This window comes from Salipiger sp. IMCC34102, assembly GCF_004145405.1.
Taxonomy (GTDB): domain Bacteria; phylum Pseudomonadota; class Alphaproteobacteria; order Rhodobacterales; family Rhodobacteraceae; genus Loktanella.
Window position 1 is genome coordinate 1 of record NZ_SELQ01000011.1, and the last position, 14,273, is coordinate 14,273.

The 14,273-nt window shown below is 62.8% G+C and carries 13 protein-coding genes; 6 read left to right on the top strand and 7 right to left on the bottom strand.

The features are described 5' to 3' along the window. The first annotated feature begins 148 nt into the window (after nt 1–148). From EU805_RS15860 to EU805_RS15870, 3 genes are read left to right on the top strand one after another with little or no spacing between them, the layout of a single operon-like run. A complete protein-coding gene (locus EU805_RS15860) occupies nt 149–1,123 on the top strand; it encodes a hypothetical protein (protein ID WP_129764962.1) in 975 nt (324 codons plus the stop codon). A gap of 14 nt (nt 1,124–1,137) precedes the next feature. Beyond that, the gene (locus tag EU805_RS15865) at nt 1,138–1,602 is read left to right on the top strand and encodes an ATP-binding protein (RefSeq protein ID WP_129764963.1); all 465 of its coding nucleotides are present in this window, start codon (nt 1,138–1,140) and stop codon (nt 1,600–1,602) included. A gap of 30 nt (nt 1,603–1,632) precedes the next feature. Then, a complete protein-coding gene (locus EU805_RS15870; RefSeq protein ID WP_129764964.1) occupies nt 1,633–2,148 on the top strand; it encodes a hypothetical protein in 516 nt (171 codons plus the stop codon). A gap of 397 nt (nt 2,149–2,545) precedes the next feature. Here EU805_RS15870 and EU805_RS15875 read toward each other — a convergent pair whose 3' ends face one another. Next, a complete protein-coding gene (locus tag EU805_RS15875; RefSeq protein WP_129764965.1) occupies nt 2,546–3,133 on the bottom strand; it encodes a DUF1190 domain-containing protein in 588 nt (195 codons plus the stop codon). 54 nt (nt 3,134–3,187) lie between these two features. Next, nucleotides 3,188–4,381: a glutathionylspermidine synthase family protein gene (locus tag EU805_RS15880; protein ID WP_129764966.1), complete on the bottom strand. Its 1,194-nt coding sequence runs from the start codon at nt 4,379–4,381 to the stop codon at nt 3,188–3,190. A 449-nt stretch (nt 4,382–4,830) separates the two neighbouring features. Between EU805_RS15880 and EU805_RS15885 the strand changes: the two genes are divergently transcribed. The 3 genes from EU805_RS15885 to EU805_RS15895 are packed head-to-tail and all read left to right on the top strand — an operon-like array spanning nt 4,831 to nt 9,605. Continuing rightward, the gene (locus tag EU805_RS15885) at nt 4,831–8,010 is read left to right on the top strand and encodes an ATP-binding protein (protein ID WP_129764967.1); all 3,180 of its coding nucleotides are present in this window, start codon (nt 4,831–4,833) and stop codon (nt 8,008–8,010) included. A 22-nt stretch (nt 8,011–8,032) separates the two neighbouring features. Further along, nucleotides 8,033–9,220, top strand: a complete 1,188-nt coding sequence (locus tag EU805_RS15890; RefSeq protein WP_129764968.1) for an ATP-binding protein — start codon at nt 8,033–8,035, stop codon at nt 9,218–9,220. Nucleotides 9,221–9,233: 13 nt separating this feature from the next. Next, the gene (locus tag EU805_RS15895; RefSeq protein WP_129764969.1) at nt 9,234–9,605 is read left to right on the top strand and encodes a response regulator; all 372 of its coding nucleotides are present in this window, start codon (nt 9,234–9,236) and stop codon (nt 9,603–9,605) included. Between the two features lie 101 nt (nt 9,606–9,706). Here EU805_RS15895 and EU805_RS15900 read toward each other — a convergent pair whose 3' ends face one another. The 5 genes from EU805_RS15900 to EU805_RS15920 form a co-directional block, all read right to left on the bottom strand. Next, nucleotides 9,707–10,069 carry an Hpt domain-containing protein gene (locus EU805_RS15900; protein WP_129764970.1) on the bottom strand — a complete coding sequence of 121 codons (363 nt, stop codon included), beginning with the start codon at nt 10,067–10,069 and terminating at the stop codon, nt 9,707–9,709. After that, nucleotides 10,066–11,043, bottom strand: a complete 978-nt coding sequence (locus tag EU805_RS15905) for a two-component system response regulator (RefSeq protein ID WP_129764971.1) — start codon at nt 11,041–11,043, stop codon at nt 10,066–10,068. The genes EU805_RS15900 and EU805_RS15905 overlap by 4 nt, the downstream gene beginning before the upstream one ends. A gap of 329 nt (nt 11,044–11,372) precedes the next feature. Further along, nucleotides 11,373–12,677, bottom strand: coding sequence for a TRAP transporter large permease (locus EU805_RS15910; protein WP_129764972.1), 1,305 nt, complete (start codon nt 12,675–12,677; stop codon nt 11,373–11,375). A gap of 12 nt (nt 12,678–12,689) precedes the next feature. Then, nucleotides 12,690–13,196, bottom strand: coding sequence for a TRAP transporter small permease (locus EU805_RS15915; RefSeq protein ID WP_129764973.1), 507 nt, complete (start codon nt 13,194–13,196; stop codon nt 12,690–12,692). Nucleotides 13,197–13,202: 6 nt separating this feature from the next. Next, nucleotides 13,203–14,189, bottom strand: coding sequence for a sialic acid TRAP transporter substrate-binding protein SiaP (locus tag EU805_RS15920; RefSeq protein ID WP_129764974.1), 987 nt, complete (start codon nt 14,187–14,189; stop codon nt 13,203–13,205). Nucleotides 14,190–14,273 lie beyond the last annotated feature (84 nt).

Below are 14,273 nucleotides of genomic sequence, written 5' to 3' on the forward strand. Positions count from 1 at the left end.
GACCCTGACCACCGCAATCGCCCGCCCCGCTGCGCGAGATGAAAGCTCCGCGCGCCGGGCGATTGCTCAACCTGCGCCAACCGGCGTAAACACTAACCGGGCTCCGGTCGTGGCTGGATGAAAGTTCAGTGGCAGGTCAGTTCGGATCTTGTCCGGTTCGCTTCTGAATGCCGTGACCGGCGTGGCCGAACTTCGCGCTCACATCGAACGCCTGTTTCGCACCTTCGAATTGAAATGGGCGCGGCATTTGCCGGGCTGGACAGCCGGTGCGCCCCATTTGAGAAATGATCGGAATCCTGGGCGCGAGGCCTGCCTCACGGATGATGATCTGCATCGTCTCTTCGTCACATTCGTGGCGGATTACAACGCATCGCCTCACCGCGGTCTCGGCGGAGCGACCCCGTGCGGCACATGGGCGAAGCTGTCGAAACATGAACAGTTTGACCCCTTCGCGCTGCCTGGGTCTCAAGCACTGCGCGAAGCTTGTGGCAGTTCCCATGCTGCTGGCGTCTCGGAAGCCGGCATCCGATTTGAGGGGCTGGTCTATTCGAATGAGTTCATCCGCAACCAGCGCAAGGCTCCGGGCGTGGACAGGATCGCCCAATCGGGGGAAAAGCTGGAAATCATCGTCGACCCGATGAACCTCGGGGCCATCTCGGTCGCCGCCAATGGTGATCTGATTTCCGTTCCCTGCCTCGACGAGACCATGCGTGGAAAGTCACTCACCTGGTGGAAGGCGGAAAAGACCCGGCGCAAGGCTGAAGCCGCACTTGATGTCGCCGATCATTCCAAAGCCCAGTCTGAAGCCCGTGAGAGTTGGCGCGGGGAGGCAAAAGCCATCGCAGACTCGGCCGGCGTCACCATGGAAGGTCGCAGCGACGAGGAGGCGGCGCGTCTTCGCAAGGAACTGGAGTTCGGCAAGGGCGCACATGAAAAGCCCTTTGTCGGCCGCGACGAGTTCATCGATCCTCTTCAGACCGGCTACGTGACCGGTCCCAGTGGCAATCACACCGCATCAGCGCCCACGTCACCATCTGAGACCGAGGCCGCCGAACGCCCCGATGGAGCAAATCCCCTCGATCGCTTCCGCTCCAATGGCGCCCGACGCCGCCCAAGATCCTGATCAGGAGATAATCCATGACCACAAATGAAGCCCTGGCCGTGATGGAGAAAACGCGTACCAAAGCGGCCGCGACCGCCGCGCTGGATGACTTCTTCTTTGAAACCGAGACCCACCGCTTGATCCGCGAGCGGGTGTTCAGTGTCCTCGAAGCGCGGGAAACTCGCCTGGCGCGTGGGCTGTATGAGCAGAAGGGGGCTGCCTTGATCGGCCCAGCCGGTAGCGGGAAGTCGACGATGATGGCGCGGGTGATCCGTGAGTATGAGGAGGCGGCGGTCGCCACTGGCGGTCGGGAGTTCGGCCACAGGATCGTCAGTGCCATCGTGCCGGGAAAGGCGAGCGTGAAGGACACGTGCTGTGCCGTCCTCAGAGAAATTGGTTATCCGACCAAGGGCAACCGGACCGAGGACTACCTGATCGACTGTCTGCGCAGGCAGCTCCAGCATCATCATATCGCGGCCATTCACCTCGATGAGATCTAGGACGCAGGGCGTTACGCGACCGAAGAGGCGATGTCCGCCTTCGCGAAGCGGTTCCGCAACCTGATGCAGGTCGGGCCCTGGCCTGTTTCGCTTATCCTAACCGGGACCTCGGAAGGACGCGAGTTCATCAACCACGATCCCACCCTGACGCGGCGACTGCGTCCTGTCGAGATTTTGGCCATGACGCCCGAAGCCGATGGTCCCACCCTCCGAAATGCCATGACCAAGCTATTGAAGGGATCTGGCCTGACCGATGAAGGCCTGTTCCGACTCGCGGAATTCATGCCGCTCATGATGCATGCTGCAGCCTATCGGTTCGGTTTGGCCGTCGAGATCACGATCGAAGCGCTCTCAGAGGCCCTAGAGATGGGGGATGCCCGGGTCACCCTCGATCATTTCGCCGAGGCTCACTATGTCCGCACCAACTCTGATGACGAACTCAACCCCTTCCTGTCTGAGCATTGGCGCGGGATCGACACCTCCCGCGCCATGGATCGTTCTTACGAGGTCACGAATGAGGCGAAGAAGCCGCGCAAACGGAAGTAGCCAGAAATCTTCTCCCCGCTAATCCACGTTAGGGTCGCCCGTTGGGCGGCCTTTTTCTTTGTCTGCGCGCCGCAGGGCCCAGGGACAGGTCGGGAAAGCGATGTCGAAAGACGGGTTTTTGATGTCGGCAGGACGGTATTCGAAATGTCGTGTGAACGCATAAATTTATGATATTAATTGTTAAAATTCCAGAGCAGGACGGTCTTTGAGTGTCGGGCGATAGTCGCAGCGCGCCTGCACAGAAGTTCCCTTCGCTGTGATGTGCGGGGGATCGGGCGGATCGCCGATGGCGCAGGTCGTGTTTGCCGAACCGCCGATTTGACGGATCCCGTGGTCGGATCGGCAAGTCCCCGGGCCGACGGCATCTCACCGCGCGCCGAACCGGTTCGACCGCTTTTCAGCCGCCGAAGGTGCGACCGGCGGCGGTCCCGCCGAAACCGCCTGTGGAGCGGACGGTCGCGCGGGTCATCGGTGCGGCGGTTTTCGTCGAAGGCGCCGAACGGAAGGACGTCGAACGCAGGTTGCCCGCGCCGCGGTTCGTGTTGATGACGGTGCCCGCCGGTGTGGCGAAGCTGCCGGATTTGGTATTGACCAACGGTTGGGCCGCGATGCCGCGGTTCTGCGCCATCATGTTGCCGATCAGGTAGCCTGTCATCAACGGCAGGAAGACCGATCCGCCACCGGCCCGTTCCTCGACGATGCAGTCGCCGTTGTGTTCTTCCTCGCACAGCGCCTGGCTGTCGTAACGCGGGGCCTGCTCGTCGTGGGCGGCAGTCGCCTCGGCGAAAGCGCTCTCGCACTCCGCTTGCGTGTACCAGCTGCCTTGCTGCTCGGCCGCGCTGACGCAGGATTCCAGGTCGGGGAAAACGCTGGTTTCGACGGCGTCATCCTCGCAGGCGGCCAAGGCGAAAGCGGCGGCCCCCATGAGGGCCACGTTTGCGGCACGGGATCGTTTGCGTCGAGTGTCGGTTCGGGTGATGGTCATGAGTGTTATGTGAGGGCTTGCGGCGTCGCACACAAGCCCCGCCGGTCCGCGCGGTCAGGCGCGGATGTAATGGGGTTTGAACCGGCTGAGATCCTGCGTGATCCGCGCGCGATCCTCTCGCAGGCCCATGCCGACGCAGCTTCGCCCCACGATCCATGATCCGATCACCGGCCGAAATCCGTCGAACACCGGCATCGGGGCATAGGCCTGTGCGATCATCGGGTGATCGGCGTAGGCGCGGTCCTTGGCCTCCTCCGTCGTCCGGCCGCCTTCCTGGATCGTGATCGATGAGCCTTCGCGGCTGAAGAGCGGCTTGAACACGGTGCCCCGGTGCAGCGCCTCTTGCGCCCGGGATAAGGCAGGTGTCGCGGCCTCCAGATCATCCGCGAAGAAGGCTGGAAGCAGGTTCGGGTGCCCTTCGAACAGCTGCCACAGGACGGGCAGGATGCCCTTGTTCGACACCACGGCCTTCCACGCGGGCTCCAGAAACTGGCAGCGGGCCCCGGCGAGGTGGTCGGCGAAGTCGTCGCGTAGCATGTCCTCCCATGGATAAAGCTTGAACAGCGCGCCGATCACCCGAGAGTCCGCGTCGGCGAACTGGCCCGTCTCCGTCAGACCGATCTGGGCGACATCGACGAAATGGGCCCCCATGTCGGCGGCCCGGGCGGCGTAGGCCAGCATCTCGACGGTGGAATAATCCTCCAGGAGCGACTCGAAGGCGGTAAAGTGAATGTCCGTGCTGGGGGGAAATATCTCGGCGAAGCGAGCGGTCAGCGCCTCGAAAGTGCCGTTGAACTGGTCGGTATCGGCGGGCAAACGGCCACGGTCGAGCATATCTTCGAGCCAGCTCCACTGGAAGGAGGCCGATTCGAAGAGCGAGGTCGGCGTATCGGCGTTGTACTCGATCATCTTCGCGGGACCGGTGCCGTCGTAAACCAGATCGAAGCGGCCATAGAGCTCGGGCTCATCGTCGGACCAGGAGCGTGCAACGAGGTCCCAGTGCGCCCGCGGGATCGCAAGACGTTCCATCAACTCTTCCGAGGCGATCACGTGGGCCGCCGCCTCGCGACACATGGCGTGCAGCTCGGTGGAGGGGTCCTCAATATCGTTCTCGACCTGTTCGAGGCTGAACTCGTAGACGGTCTCCTCGTCCCAGTAGGGTTCGCCATACATGGTGTGGAACTTGAAGCCAGCCGTCTCGGCCTTTTGCTGCCAGTCGTGGCGGGCGCCGATGTGGATACGTTTCATGATGGTCCTCCGCTCGCTGCATGGATCCTTGATCGGGCAGCCGTGCAGGGCGTCGATACGGCCGGGCGACGCCGCAGGAGGCAGACCTTCGGGCGCGACGCAGGATGATCGTTTTGGTGTCGCACGCAGGCAGTCCTCGCACGGGTCTCTTGGGTCCTGACAGAGCTAGAACGATCGCCCCTTCCGTCTGCCCCGCATCCCAGGACATCAGGTATCTTTCCTTGCGCGTCGGGCGGTGACCGACGGGACGTAGGCGAATGATTGACGCCGATCCTCCCCTACCCCGTGCGTAACGTCGTGACCTCGAACCTCAAACCAGGTTTGCCTGTATGATGAAAACACGCCACCTTCGGCTAAAGTATCCTATCGAAGTGCGAAGACGCTTTGTGACCCGGCGCGAGGTCCATAAGGTCGATTCGATTGTTACGAGCGCACGTCTGAGTTGAGTGATGAATTTTTCGATGCGTCAGCTGGTGATCCCGCTGTCCCTGATTTTTACCGCCGTGACGGTCTGGATCACCTACGACCTGACGCGCAGCAGCGCAGATGACGCCTTCGAGGCACTGGTCGACGACAGTCGGCTCCAGCTGAAGCAGCGGGTCCAGAACATCTCGCTCGCGCTCAACGGACTGGCCGGGTTTCTCGATGCGTCCGAAAACATCACCCAAGCCGAGTGGGAGCGCTACGTCGATGCCCTTGATCTTGATGAGACCTTTCCGAGGATCGACGGGTTCGGCCTGATCGTACCCGGCGAAGCAAGCAACCCTACGGAAGGGGCAGACGGGACGCTTGATGCCTCCACGTCCGAGTTCGCCGCCCCATCGGAGTCGCCTTCGACACAAGACACGATCTCGCGCGTCTTTGCTCCATCCGGACGGCCCACATCGTTCTTAGCTGACAATACCGACTTGACGGCATCAATCATGGACGCCGCCAACGCGGCCCGCGACACCGGCGAGATCCGATTGACCGACCCCATGCCCGTGGCGCAAGGCCAGGCCGACAACGACATGGCCTACCTGCTGCACCCCCGCTACCGGAATGATTTGCCGTTGGACACCGTTGAAGAGCGCCGCGCGGCCTTCCTCGACTGGATCTACGCCCCCGTGATCGTGAACGAGGTCATGGCCGGGATGAGCCCGAACCAGAGGGAGTTCTACACGATCTCCATCTTCGACACCGAACGCCCCGATGATGCGATCTTCGGTCAGAGCGATCCGGAGCCGGGGTCGTTCCAGATCATCCACACAAATGAATTCCTTGGCCGAACCTGGGAGATGCACTGGAACAGCACGCCGGCGTTCGAGGCGACGCGCGGCATGTCGATGTTCGTCTTCGTGGTGATTGGCGGTGCCCTGATCTGCGTGCTGCTGTCGGAATACCAGCGCGCGATCGCCCAGCGCGACCAGACCAAGTCGCGGCAACTCGTGTCGAACGAAGATCGCAACCGGGCCGTCTTCGACAATGCGGTGTTCGGGTTGCTCGAACTGGATGGCAAGAACTTCATCCTCAGCGCCAATGCGGCGGCGCACCACTTGTTCGAGACGGAGGATCTTCGGGGCGTCCACCTGCGGGAATTGGTCAGCTCGCCCGAGATGTCGGATGGCTGGACCTTCGCCACCGCGACGACCCAGACTGCGACGGGCCGCAAGATCCACCTGGAACTCCAGCGCAACAGCTGGACACACGCCGACGGCGCGCCCCGGCATACCGTGATCCTGCGCGACGTGACGCAGGCCACCGAGAACGCGCGCGCCTCGCGCAAGAGCGAGGAACGCTGGAACCTCGCGTTGAAGAACGCGGATATCGGCGTCTTCGACATCGACTTGCGCACCATGACTTCGGTGGTGTCCGACACCTGGCTGCGCCTGATGAGGATCGACCCCGATACGTTCACGGAAGACCCGCGGGACGTCTTCCACGCGCGGCTTCACCCGGACGATCTGCCCGCAATTTTGAAGGCCGACCGCGACTGCCTGACCGGACGGACGAACCGATCGGTGAGCGAGTTTCGGATCAAGTTCGACGACGGGACTTGGCGCTACATGCGATCCGACGCCGCCGTGGCAGAGCGGGACGAAAGTGGCCGCGCCGTGCGGATGGTCGGCGCGCAGACCGATATACACGAATTGCGCACCACCCAGGACGCGCTGCACGCCAGCGAGGAACGCCTGCGCCTGGCCCAGTCCCATGCACCCGTCGGCATGACGATCCTCGACGGGAACGGTGCGCTGACCGATCCGAACGCCGCGTTGGCTTCGCTGACCGGCCAGGATCTCGACACCTTGTCCCGGATGCAGCTCAGCGATCTCTTTGCCCCCGACGACAGCGCGGAAATCGTGGCCTCGGTCATCGATCTGCAGGGCGATCCCGATCGCATGTTCCGCAAGCAGGTCCGCATCCGCAACACCGAGGGGGTCGAGCGCTGGGGCATGGTCAAGGTGACCTGGGCCTCCGGCCCGCATGGCGGCGGCGAGATCTTCGTCATGCAGATCAGCGACATCACTCAGGAGATCGAGGCTCAGCGGCTCAAGTCACAGTTCGTGGCCACCGTCAGTCACGAACTGCGCACCCCGCTGACCTCGATCAAGGGCGCGCTGGGCCTGATCCACAAGGCCGCCGATGCGCCCGGGGCAAAGTTTCCCACTCGACTGCTGGATATCGCGCAGGCCAACGTCGATCGACTGATCTATCTCGTGAACGATATTCTGGACTTCGAGAAAAGCTCGTCCGGCAGGCTGGAATTCCGCCCGTCCGAGCAGAATGCGGCGTCTTTGGTGCAACAGGCGATCGAGGACAACACGCCTTACGCCGACCGGTTCGGCGTCACCCTTGCGGCGGACGATACCACCCAGGGCGCCAAGGTGCTGGCGGACCCCGACCGGCTGGCGCAGGTCTTGTCGAACCTCATGTCGAATGCCAGCAAGAACGCGCCCGAGGGCTCGGAAGTGACGGTACGGATCGAGCGAAAAGGCGCGCGATTGCGCTTCGGCGTGATCGACCGCGGCCCCGGCGTCCCGAAGGAATTCCGCGACCGCATCTTTCAGCCGTTCAGCCAAGCCGACAGTTCGGATACCCGCGCAAAGGGAGGAACCGGCCTGGGGCTCAACATTTCGCGCCAGATCGTCGAGGCGATGGGCGGCGAGATGGGCTTCGAAAGCGAACCGGGGCTGACCGAGTTCTGGTTCACCTGCCCCGAAGCGGCGGCATCCAAACCTCGGCAAGCGGCAACGGCACCTTCTGCACCGCCCCCAAGCGACGCGCCGGGCCCCCTGAAGCGAGTCCTCTATCTTGAAGACGACGAGGCTTTCGCGACGACCCTTCGCACCCGGCTCAAGGATCTCGCGACAGTCACGACGGCCCGGACGGTGGCACAGGCACGCGAGGTGATCGGTGATCAGTCGTTCGACATGATCCTGCTTGATTGGGCACTGAACGACAGCGAATCCGAGAACCTTCTGGACGATCTTCTGGACACCTATCCAGACGCCAAGTTCATGGCGTTTTCCGTCGCCGGATCTGCCAAGCCCGGTGCGGCCATCAAGGTCAGACTTGCCAAGACTCGCCAAACGCTCGAAGTCGTGGCAAGTCAGTTGCACCAACCCCAAGGGGGGATCGCGGCACAATAGGAACAAAGCCGACTCAAAGACATTGTTTCGGCGCAATGACTTGATAACGATCAGGCAGATTTACGAGACACTGCACCGGGGACCGTGCCCCGGAGGCGGGGGGATTTTACACATGTCCAGTTTTCTGAAGGATAAGACTTCCTTCACGACTGATGCGCCGAACGCGTCAGATACGTCGACACGCTCGGGCGCCCTGCTCGATGCGGTCCCGGACCCGGTGCTTGCGATCGCGGCGGATACCTTCGACGTTGTTTACGCCAATCCCGCGGCCCTGCGCCTTTTCGAATGGAACCGATCCGCAAACCGCAGCCTCGCCGACCTCGGCCTGGGGCCGGAAGAGATTCGTTTGCGTACCGTTCTGTCGAGCAGCGACCATACCCGTCGCGAGATACAGGTCGCGCGTGACGCCAAACTTTACCGCATCGACTGTCAATTGCTCTCGACGGCGGGGACCGCCGACGACGACCAGGTAATCCTGACGATCTGGAGCCCGGCCGCGGACATCGATCGAAACCGCCGCGACCACGAGTTCGTGGCGACCGTCAGCCATGAATTGCGCACGCCGGTGACGTCGATCAAGGGTGCTTTGGGACTGGTGCTTTCCGGTGCCTCCGGCCCGGTGGCGGACAAGACCCGCGCCTTGCTGGACATTGCGCATCGCAACGCCGGACGGCTGCTGTTGCTCGTCAACGATATCCTCGACATCGAGAAGCTGACCTCGGGCAACATGAGCTTCGACAAGGACTTGCTCGATCTCGTCGCCGTGCTCGATGCCGCCCACGACGCCACCGCGAGCTTCGCGCATCAATTCGAGGTCCGTATCGAGGTCGAGGCGCCGAAAGGTCCCGTCATGGCAACCATAGATGGGGCGCGCATCCACCAGGTGCTGACCAACCTCATCTCGAACGCCTGCAAGTTCTCTCACCCGGGCGGCGTGGTGACCCTGTCGCTGGATGACAGCGACCCCGAAAAGGTGAGGATCTGCGTCGACGACACCGGCGTCGGCATTCCGCAAAGTGCGTTGCATACGATCTTCGATCGCTTCAACCAGGCGCAATCGGGCCATCGCAATCGGACCGGCAGCACGGGCCTTGGCCTGGCCATCGTCAAGACCATCGTCGAGGCGCACGGCGGCACGATCTCCCTCGACAGTGTCGAGGGTCAAGGCACCCGCGCCTGTTTCACCCTATCCCGCCCCGCGCCTGAATGAGGAAAGTGCGTCCATGACGATCCGCCTGCTGCATGCCGAAGACGATCCCGATATCCGCGAAATCGCCCTTCTGTCGCTGGAAATGTCCGGCGCATTCACCATCCGCCAGTGCGAGGACGGCCAAAGCGCGCTTGACTGCGCCGAGGCCTTCGCGCCCGATGTCCTGCTCTTGGATGTGATGATGCCTGGGATGACCGGGCTCCAACTTCTGGAACGGCTGCGGGACATTCCGGCGCTGGCCGAGACGCCGGCGATCTTCATGACCGCCCGCGCTCAGGAATCCGAACGGAAGGCCCTCCTGGACAGCGGTGCGGTTGCCGTGATTGCCAAGCCCTTCGACCCCATCGCCCTGTCCGACGAGATCCGGGCGGTGGTCGGACGCTAGCTCGACTCTACCGGATTCGCCTTACCCACCCGGGTCGCCTCGACCGGGCGGTGCTGAACCGGGTCCTGCCCGCGATCGAACGCGCGCAGCGCCCCGGACGATCAGGGCCCGGTCGCGTGATTTGCAGAGATGGTCATGAACCCGCACAGCAGATCGGCCAAGGCCGGATCCACCGGGCCGTTCGGGGGCAGTGCATCGAGGTGGCGAAGCAAACGGGCCTCTCCCTCCTGTGCCGCCTTGCCAAGAGCGGACAGACCGATCGTTCCGGCCGTCCCGCCGATCCGGTGGAGGATACGCGTGAACTCGACGAGACATGCTCGATCGCCCTGCCCCGCCCGTATCAGCCGGAACAGCCGCTCCAGTTCGGCATGCTGTGCGGGATAGGCGTCGAGGAACCGTGCCCGAAGACGATCAAGCGCACCCGACATGTTCAGCGCCGGTGCTGTCTTCGAGCCGGGGGTCATGTGGCGCTTTCACCCAGCGTCCAGAACTTGTCGAGGTTCTCTTCCATCCGCTGCGCCTCGCTCTCGGCGTTGGCATGCGCCTGGGAAAGGCATTCGATCGCCTGGTGTCCCGGACGCCAGAACAGGCGCACCGGCTGACCCGCACAGACGCGCAGATGCAGGGGTTGGCCGTTGCTGTCGTGCAGATCCATGCGATGAATGGCAAGGTTCAGCGCATCCGTCATCCGCTCGCGGTCCAGGCAGGCGCCGTCTTCCAGAACGCAGACGAAGCTTCCGCCGCCGACGTAGGTGATCAGCGACTGGGTGCTCATCAACTGGTCGCTGATCGCCTCTGCAATATCGGCGATGAGGCTCTTGAAGTCGAATTCGCTCAGCCCATCGAACAGATGCGGCGCGCGGCGCAGGGTCACGCCGAAGACGCTCGACCCGAACAGCGCACTGCGCGACAGGCGGGTCACGTAATTTTCCAGGGCGGTCAGGGTCACCACGTTGTCGATGTCGTGGACGTCAAAGGGCTGGTACAGCGAAAACGGGGCCGAGGATTGGGACACACTGTGTCCGGAGGCGGTCTGCGTCAGGCGCTCGTCCTGCTGGCGCCGCTCCTCGACGCGACGCTTTTCGAGTTCGAGTTGGTCGCTGAGTTCGCTGATGTCGAAGGGCTTGTTGATGTAATCCGTCGCCCCCGCGGCAAAGGCGCGGTCGATGTAGACCTTGTCGGCCATCGCCGTCAGCATCAGGACGGGTGCGCGCTCGAATCTCTTGTCGGCCCGGATATCGCGGACAAGGCTGATACCGTCGCGCTCAGGCATCTGGATGTCGACGAGGAAACACTCGATATCCCCATGATCGGCCATCACCTCCAGCGCCTGGGACACGCCTTCGGCCGTCAAGAGATCGAACCCGTCCATCAGTTCCACCAGAGATGTCAGCACCTCAAGGATGAACGGATCATCATCCACGGCTAGAATTTTCATCTCGGAACACCTTTGTCTGTCGTCAGCTCGACGTGGCTGGATAGACCCGACAAGACCGTAGAATTTGGTCAACAAAGTGTTTAAGGCGCGAAAATTTCTGACGACGTTGGTTCTTTTTGCAGGCTTAAAGCCCTTAAAACCTAGTGTTTCGCGTCGTTAAGTCCTGTGGCGCGATGTTTGCGGAGAATTGGCGACTGACCCCGCCCCTGCCGCGCCCGTCCTGGCCGAGCTTCGCAAAATGCCGGGGTCACCCACTTGCACGCATGGGGTGAACAGATCGATTCCGTGCAGGCCAGGCCCGGTCGGTTCAGAACCCGGCCTGCCCGGGACTACAGCATCCCGGCAACCCGCGGCAGCCAAAGAGACAAAGCCGGCACGAAGGTAAGCACGAGCAAAATTACGATCAGAATCGCAAGGAAGATCCAGGTCTCGCGGATCATTTCCGCCACGGGGATGCCGGTCAGCGCCTTGATGATGAAGAGCAGGATCCCGTAAGGCGGCGTGATCAGGCCGATCATCATGTTGAACACCAGCACGATCCCCAGATGGTGCAGATCGATCCCCAGGGCCGAGGCGGTCGGGATGAAGAGCGGTGTCACGACCAGCAGGATCGTCGAGACGTCGAGCACGCAGCCCATCAGCAGGTAGAGCACGTTGAGCAGCAGCAGGAAGCCGATGACGCTCAGATCCATGCTGTCGAAGATGCCGAAGACGGCCTGCGGAACCCGTTCGACGGTAATGATGTAGTTGAAGATGAAGGCGCCGCACAGGATCAGGGTCACGATAGCGGTCGTCTTCACCGTGGAAAGGACCACGCCGTAGAATTCCCTCGGCCCGAGGACGCGGTAGGCGAAGCTGGCCAGCAGCAGCGCGTAGAAGGCGGAAACGGCGGCGGCCTCGGTCGGGGTGAAGGCGCCCGAATAGATGCCGCCCAACAGGATCACCGGCATCAGGAGCGCGGGGAAGGCACGGATGAAGACCATGGGGAAGGACCGCCATGGGATCGCCTCTTCCACCGGGAAACCGCGGATCTTGGCCATGATCATCACGGCGATGGCCAGCACGATGCAGACCAGAAGCGCCGGAACCACGCCGCCAAGGAACAGCGCACCTACCGACGTCGAGGAGATCAGCGCGTAGAACACCATCGGGATCGACGGCGGAAAGATCGGCCCCACGACCGAGGAGGTCGCCGTCATCGCGCCCGCGAAACCGCGCGGGTAGCGTCCGTCCTTCATCATCATGCCCGTGATGACCTTGCCCACGCCCGCGGCGTCCGAGATGGCGGAGCCGCTCATGCCCGAAAAGATCAGCGAGGTCATGATATTCACCTGCGCCAGCCCGCCGGGCATCCGCCCGACGACCGCAAGCGCAAAGGTCAGCAACCGGTCCGAGACCTTGCCCGCGTTCATGATGTTCGCCGCGAAGATGAAGAGCGGCACGGCGAGGGCCACGAAATTCCCGAAGACGCCGTTGAGCACGTTCTCGGCCGCGAGACCCACGTCGCGGCCCGCAAGCATCAGGTAGAAGATGCTCGAGGTGATCATGGAAATCGCCAGCGGCATGCCCGCGATGGTGGTGGTCACCAGGATCACAAGCATGATCCACAGCGCGTTGTCGGCAAGGAATTCCATCGGTGGGGGCCTTCAGATCTGGTCGGTCCAGCGCGGCCCGAAGAGGGCGGCCAGCCGCGCGACGGCCTGGATCGTGAAGCCGACGAGGAACAGGATGTAACAGCCGTAAATCAGGTGCATCGGCAGGCGCAGCACCGGGCTTTTCTTGCGAGTCAGGAAGTCGAGGTAATCCCATGTCGCCGGGATCAGCACGACGAAGGCCACGATGATCAGCACCATCGAGAAGATGTTGAAGACGCGCCTGACCTTGGGCGAGACGACGTCGTAGACCACCTCGAACGAGACATGCTCACGGATCGGCACGAGGAACGCCGCCGCCCAGAAGACCGTCCAGATGAAGGCGATCATCGTGAACTCCTCGGTCCAGCGCAGCGGATTGTTCAGGACGTAACGATAGTAGATCTGCACCATGAAACCGCAGAACGCGGTCAGGAACAGCGCCACCCCGATCCAGTCGGCCGCCCGCTTGAGCAGGCGACCGACGGTGGTCAGGGACGACCGGGTCAGGACACCGGCCATCCTGGATCACTCCGCCAAGGCGTTGATCTGCTCGACCCAGCCTTCCGGCCAGTCCTGCGAGCGATCGCTGTCGAAGTAGACCTGCTGGACGTGGGACCGGAACGCGTCGACATCCGGGGTCGAGATGGTCAGACCTTCCTCCTCGAAGAAGGAGACCAGGCGCTCCTCCTCGGCGATGCGCTCTTCGTTGTTGAAGTCGCAGGAGGCCTGGGCGGCTTCGGTCATCGCGGCCTTCTCCTCGTCGGAGAGCTGGTCCCAGGTCTCGTTGTTGACGGCCACGTTGATGGCGTCGACGAGGTGGCTGGTCATGATGATCTGGTCGGTGACCTCGTAGAACTTGGCCGCCTCGACGGTGGGGAGCGGATTGTCCTGCGCGTCGATCGTGCCGGTCTGCAGCCCGAGGTAGACCTCGCCGAAGGGCAGAGGCGTGGGGCTGGCACCAAGCGCCTCGCCGAGGAACAGCCAGGCGTCCGACCCCGGCATCCGCAGCTTCACGCCGCTCAGATCCTCGGGGGTGTTCACCTCCTGGTCGCCGCGCAGGTTCAACTGACGCGTGCCCAGGTAGCAGGCCGCCAGCAACTGGATGTCCATCTCGTCCGAGACGCGCTGCTTGAATTCGCCGCCGAGGTCGCTGTCCAGGAAGGCATCGTAGTGCTCGGGGCTTTGAAACAGGTAGCCCGCGGTCAACAGGCCGAAGGCCGGGATCGCATCGGCGATGAGCTGGTAGGAGACGTAGGTCATCTCGGCGTTGCCGCGCTGGAGCGCGTCGAGATCCGCACCCTGCCCGAACAGCGAGCCCGAGTCGTAAAGCTGGATGTCGAACCGATCGGGCTGCGATTCCTCGAGCGTGTCCTTGAACACCTGCATGGCGCGGGTGTGGATGTCGCTGGGCACCGACGGCACGGTGTACTTCAGCTCGATCTGGTCCTGGGCGAAGGCCGGGGCCGACAGCAAGGTGCTGCAGGCCAGGGCGGTAAGAATGGTGCGTGTCATGACGTCCTCCCGTTTGGTTCTTCAGCCTCGATACATCACTGCGCCAAGGCTCTCGACGGATATTTACATTACGGGCTGACTGAT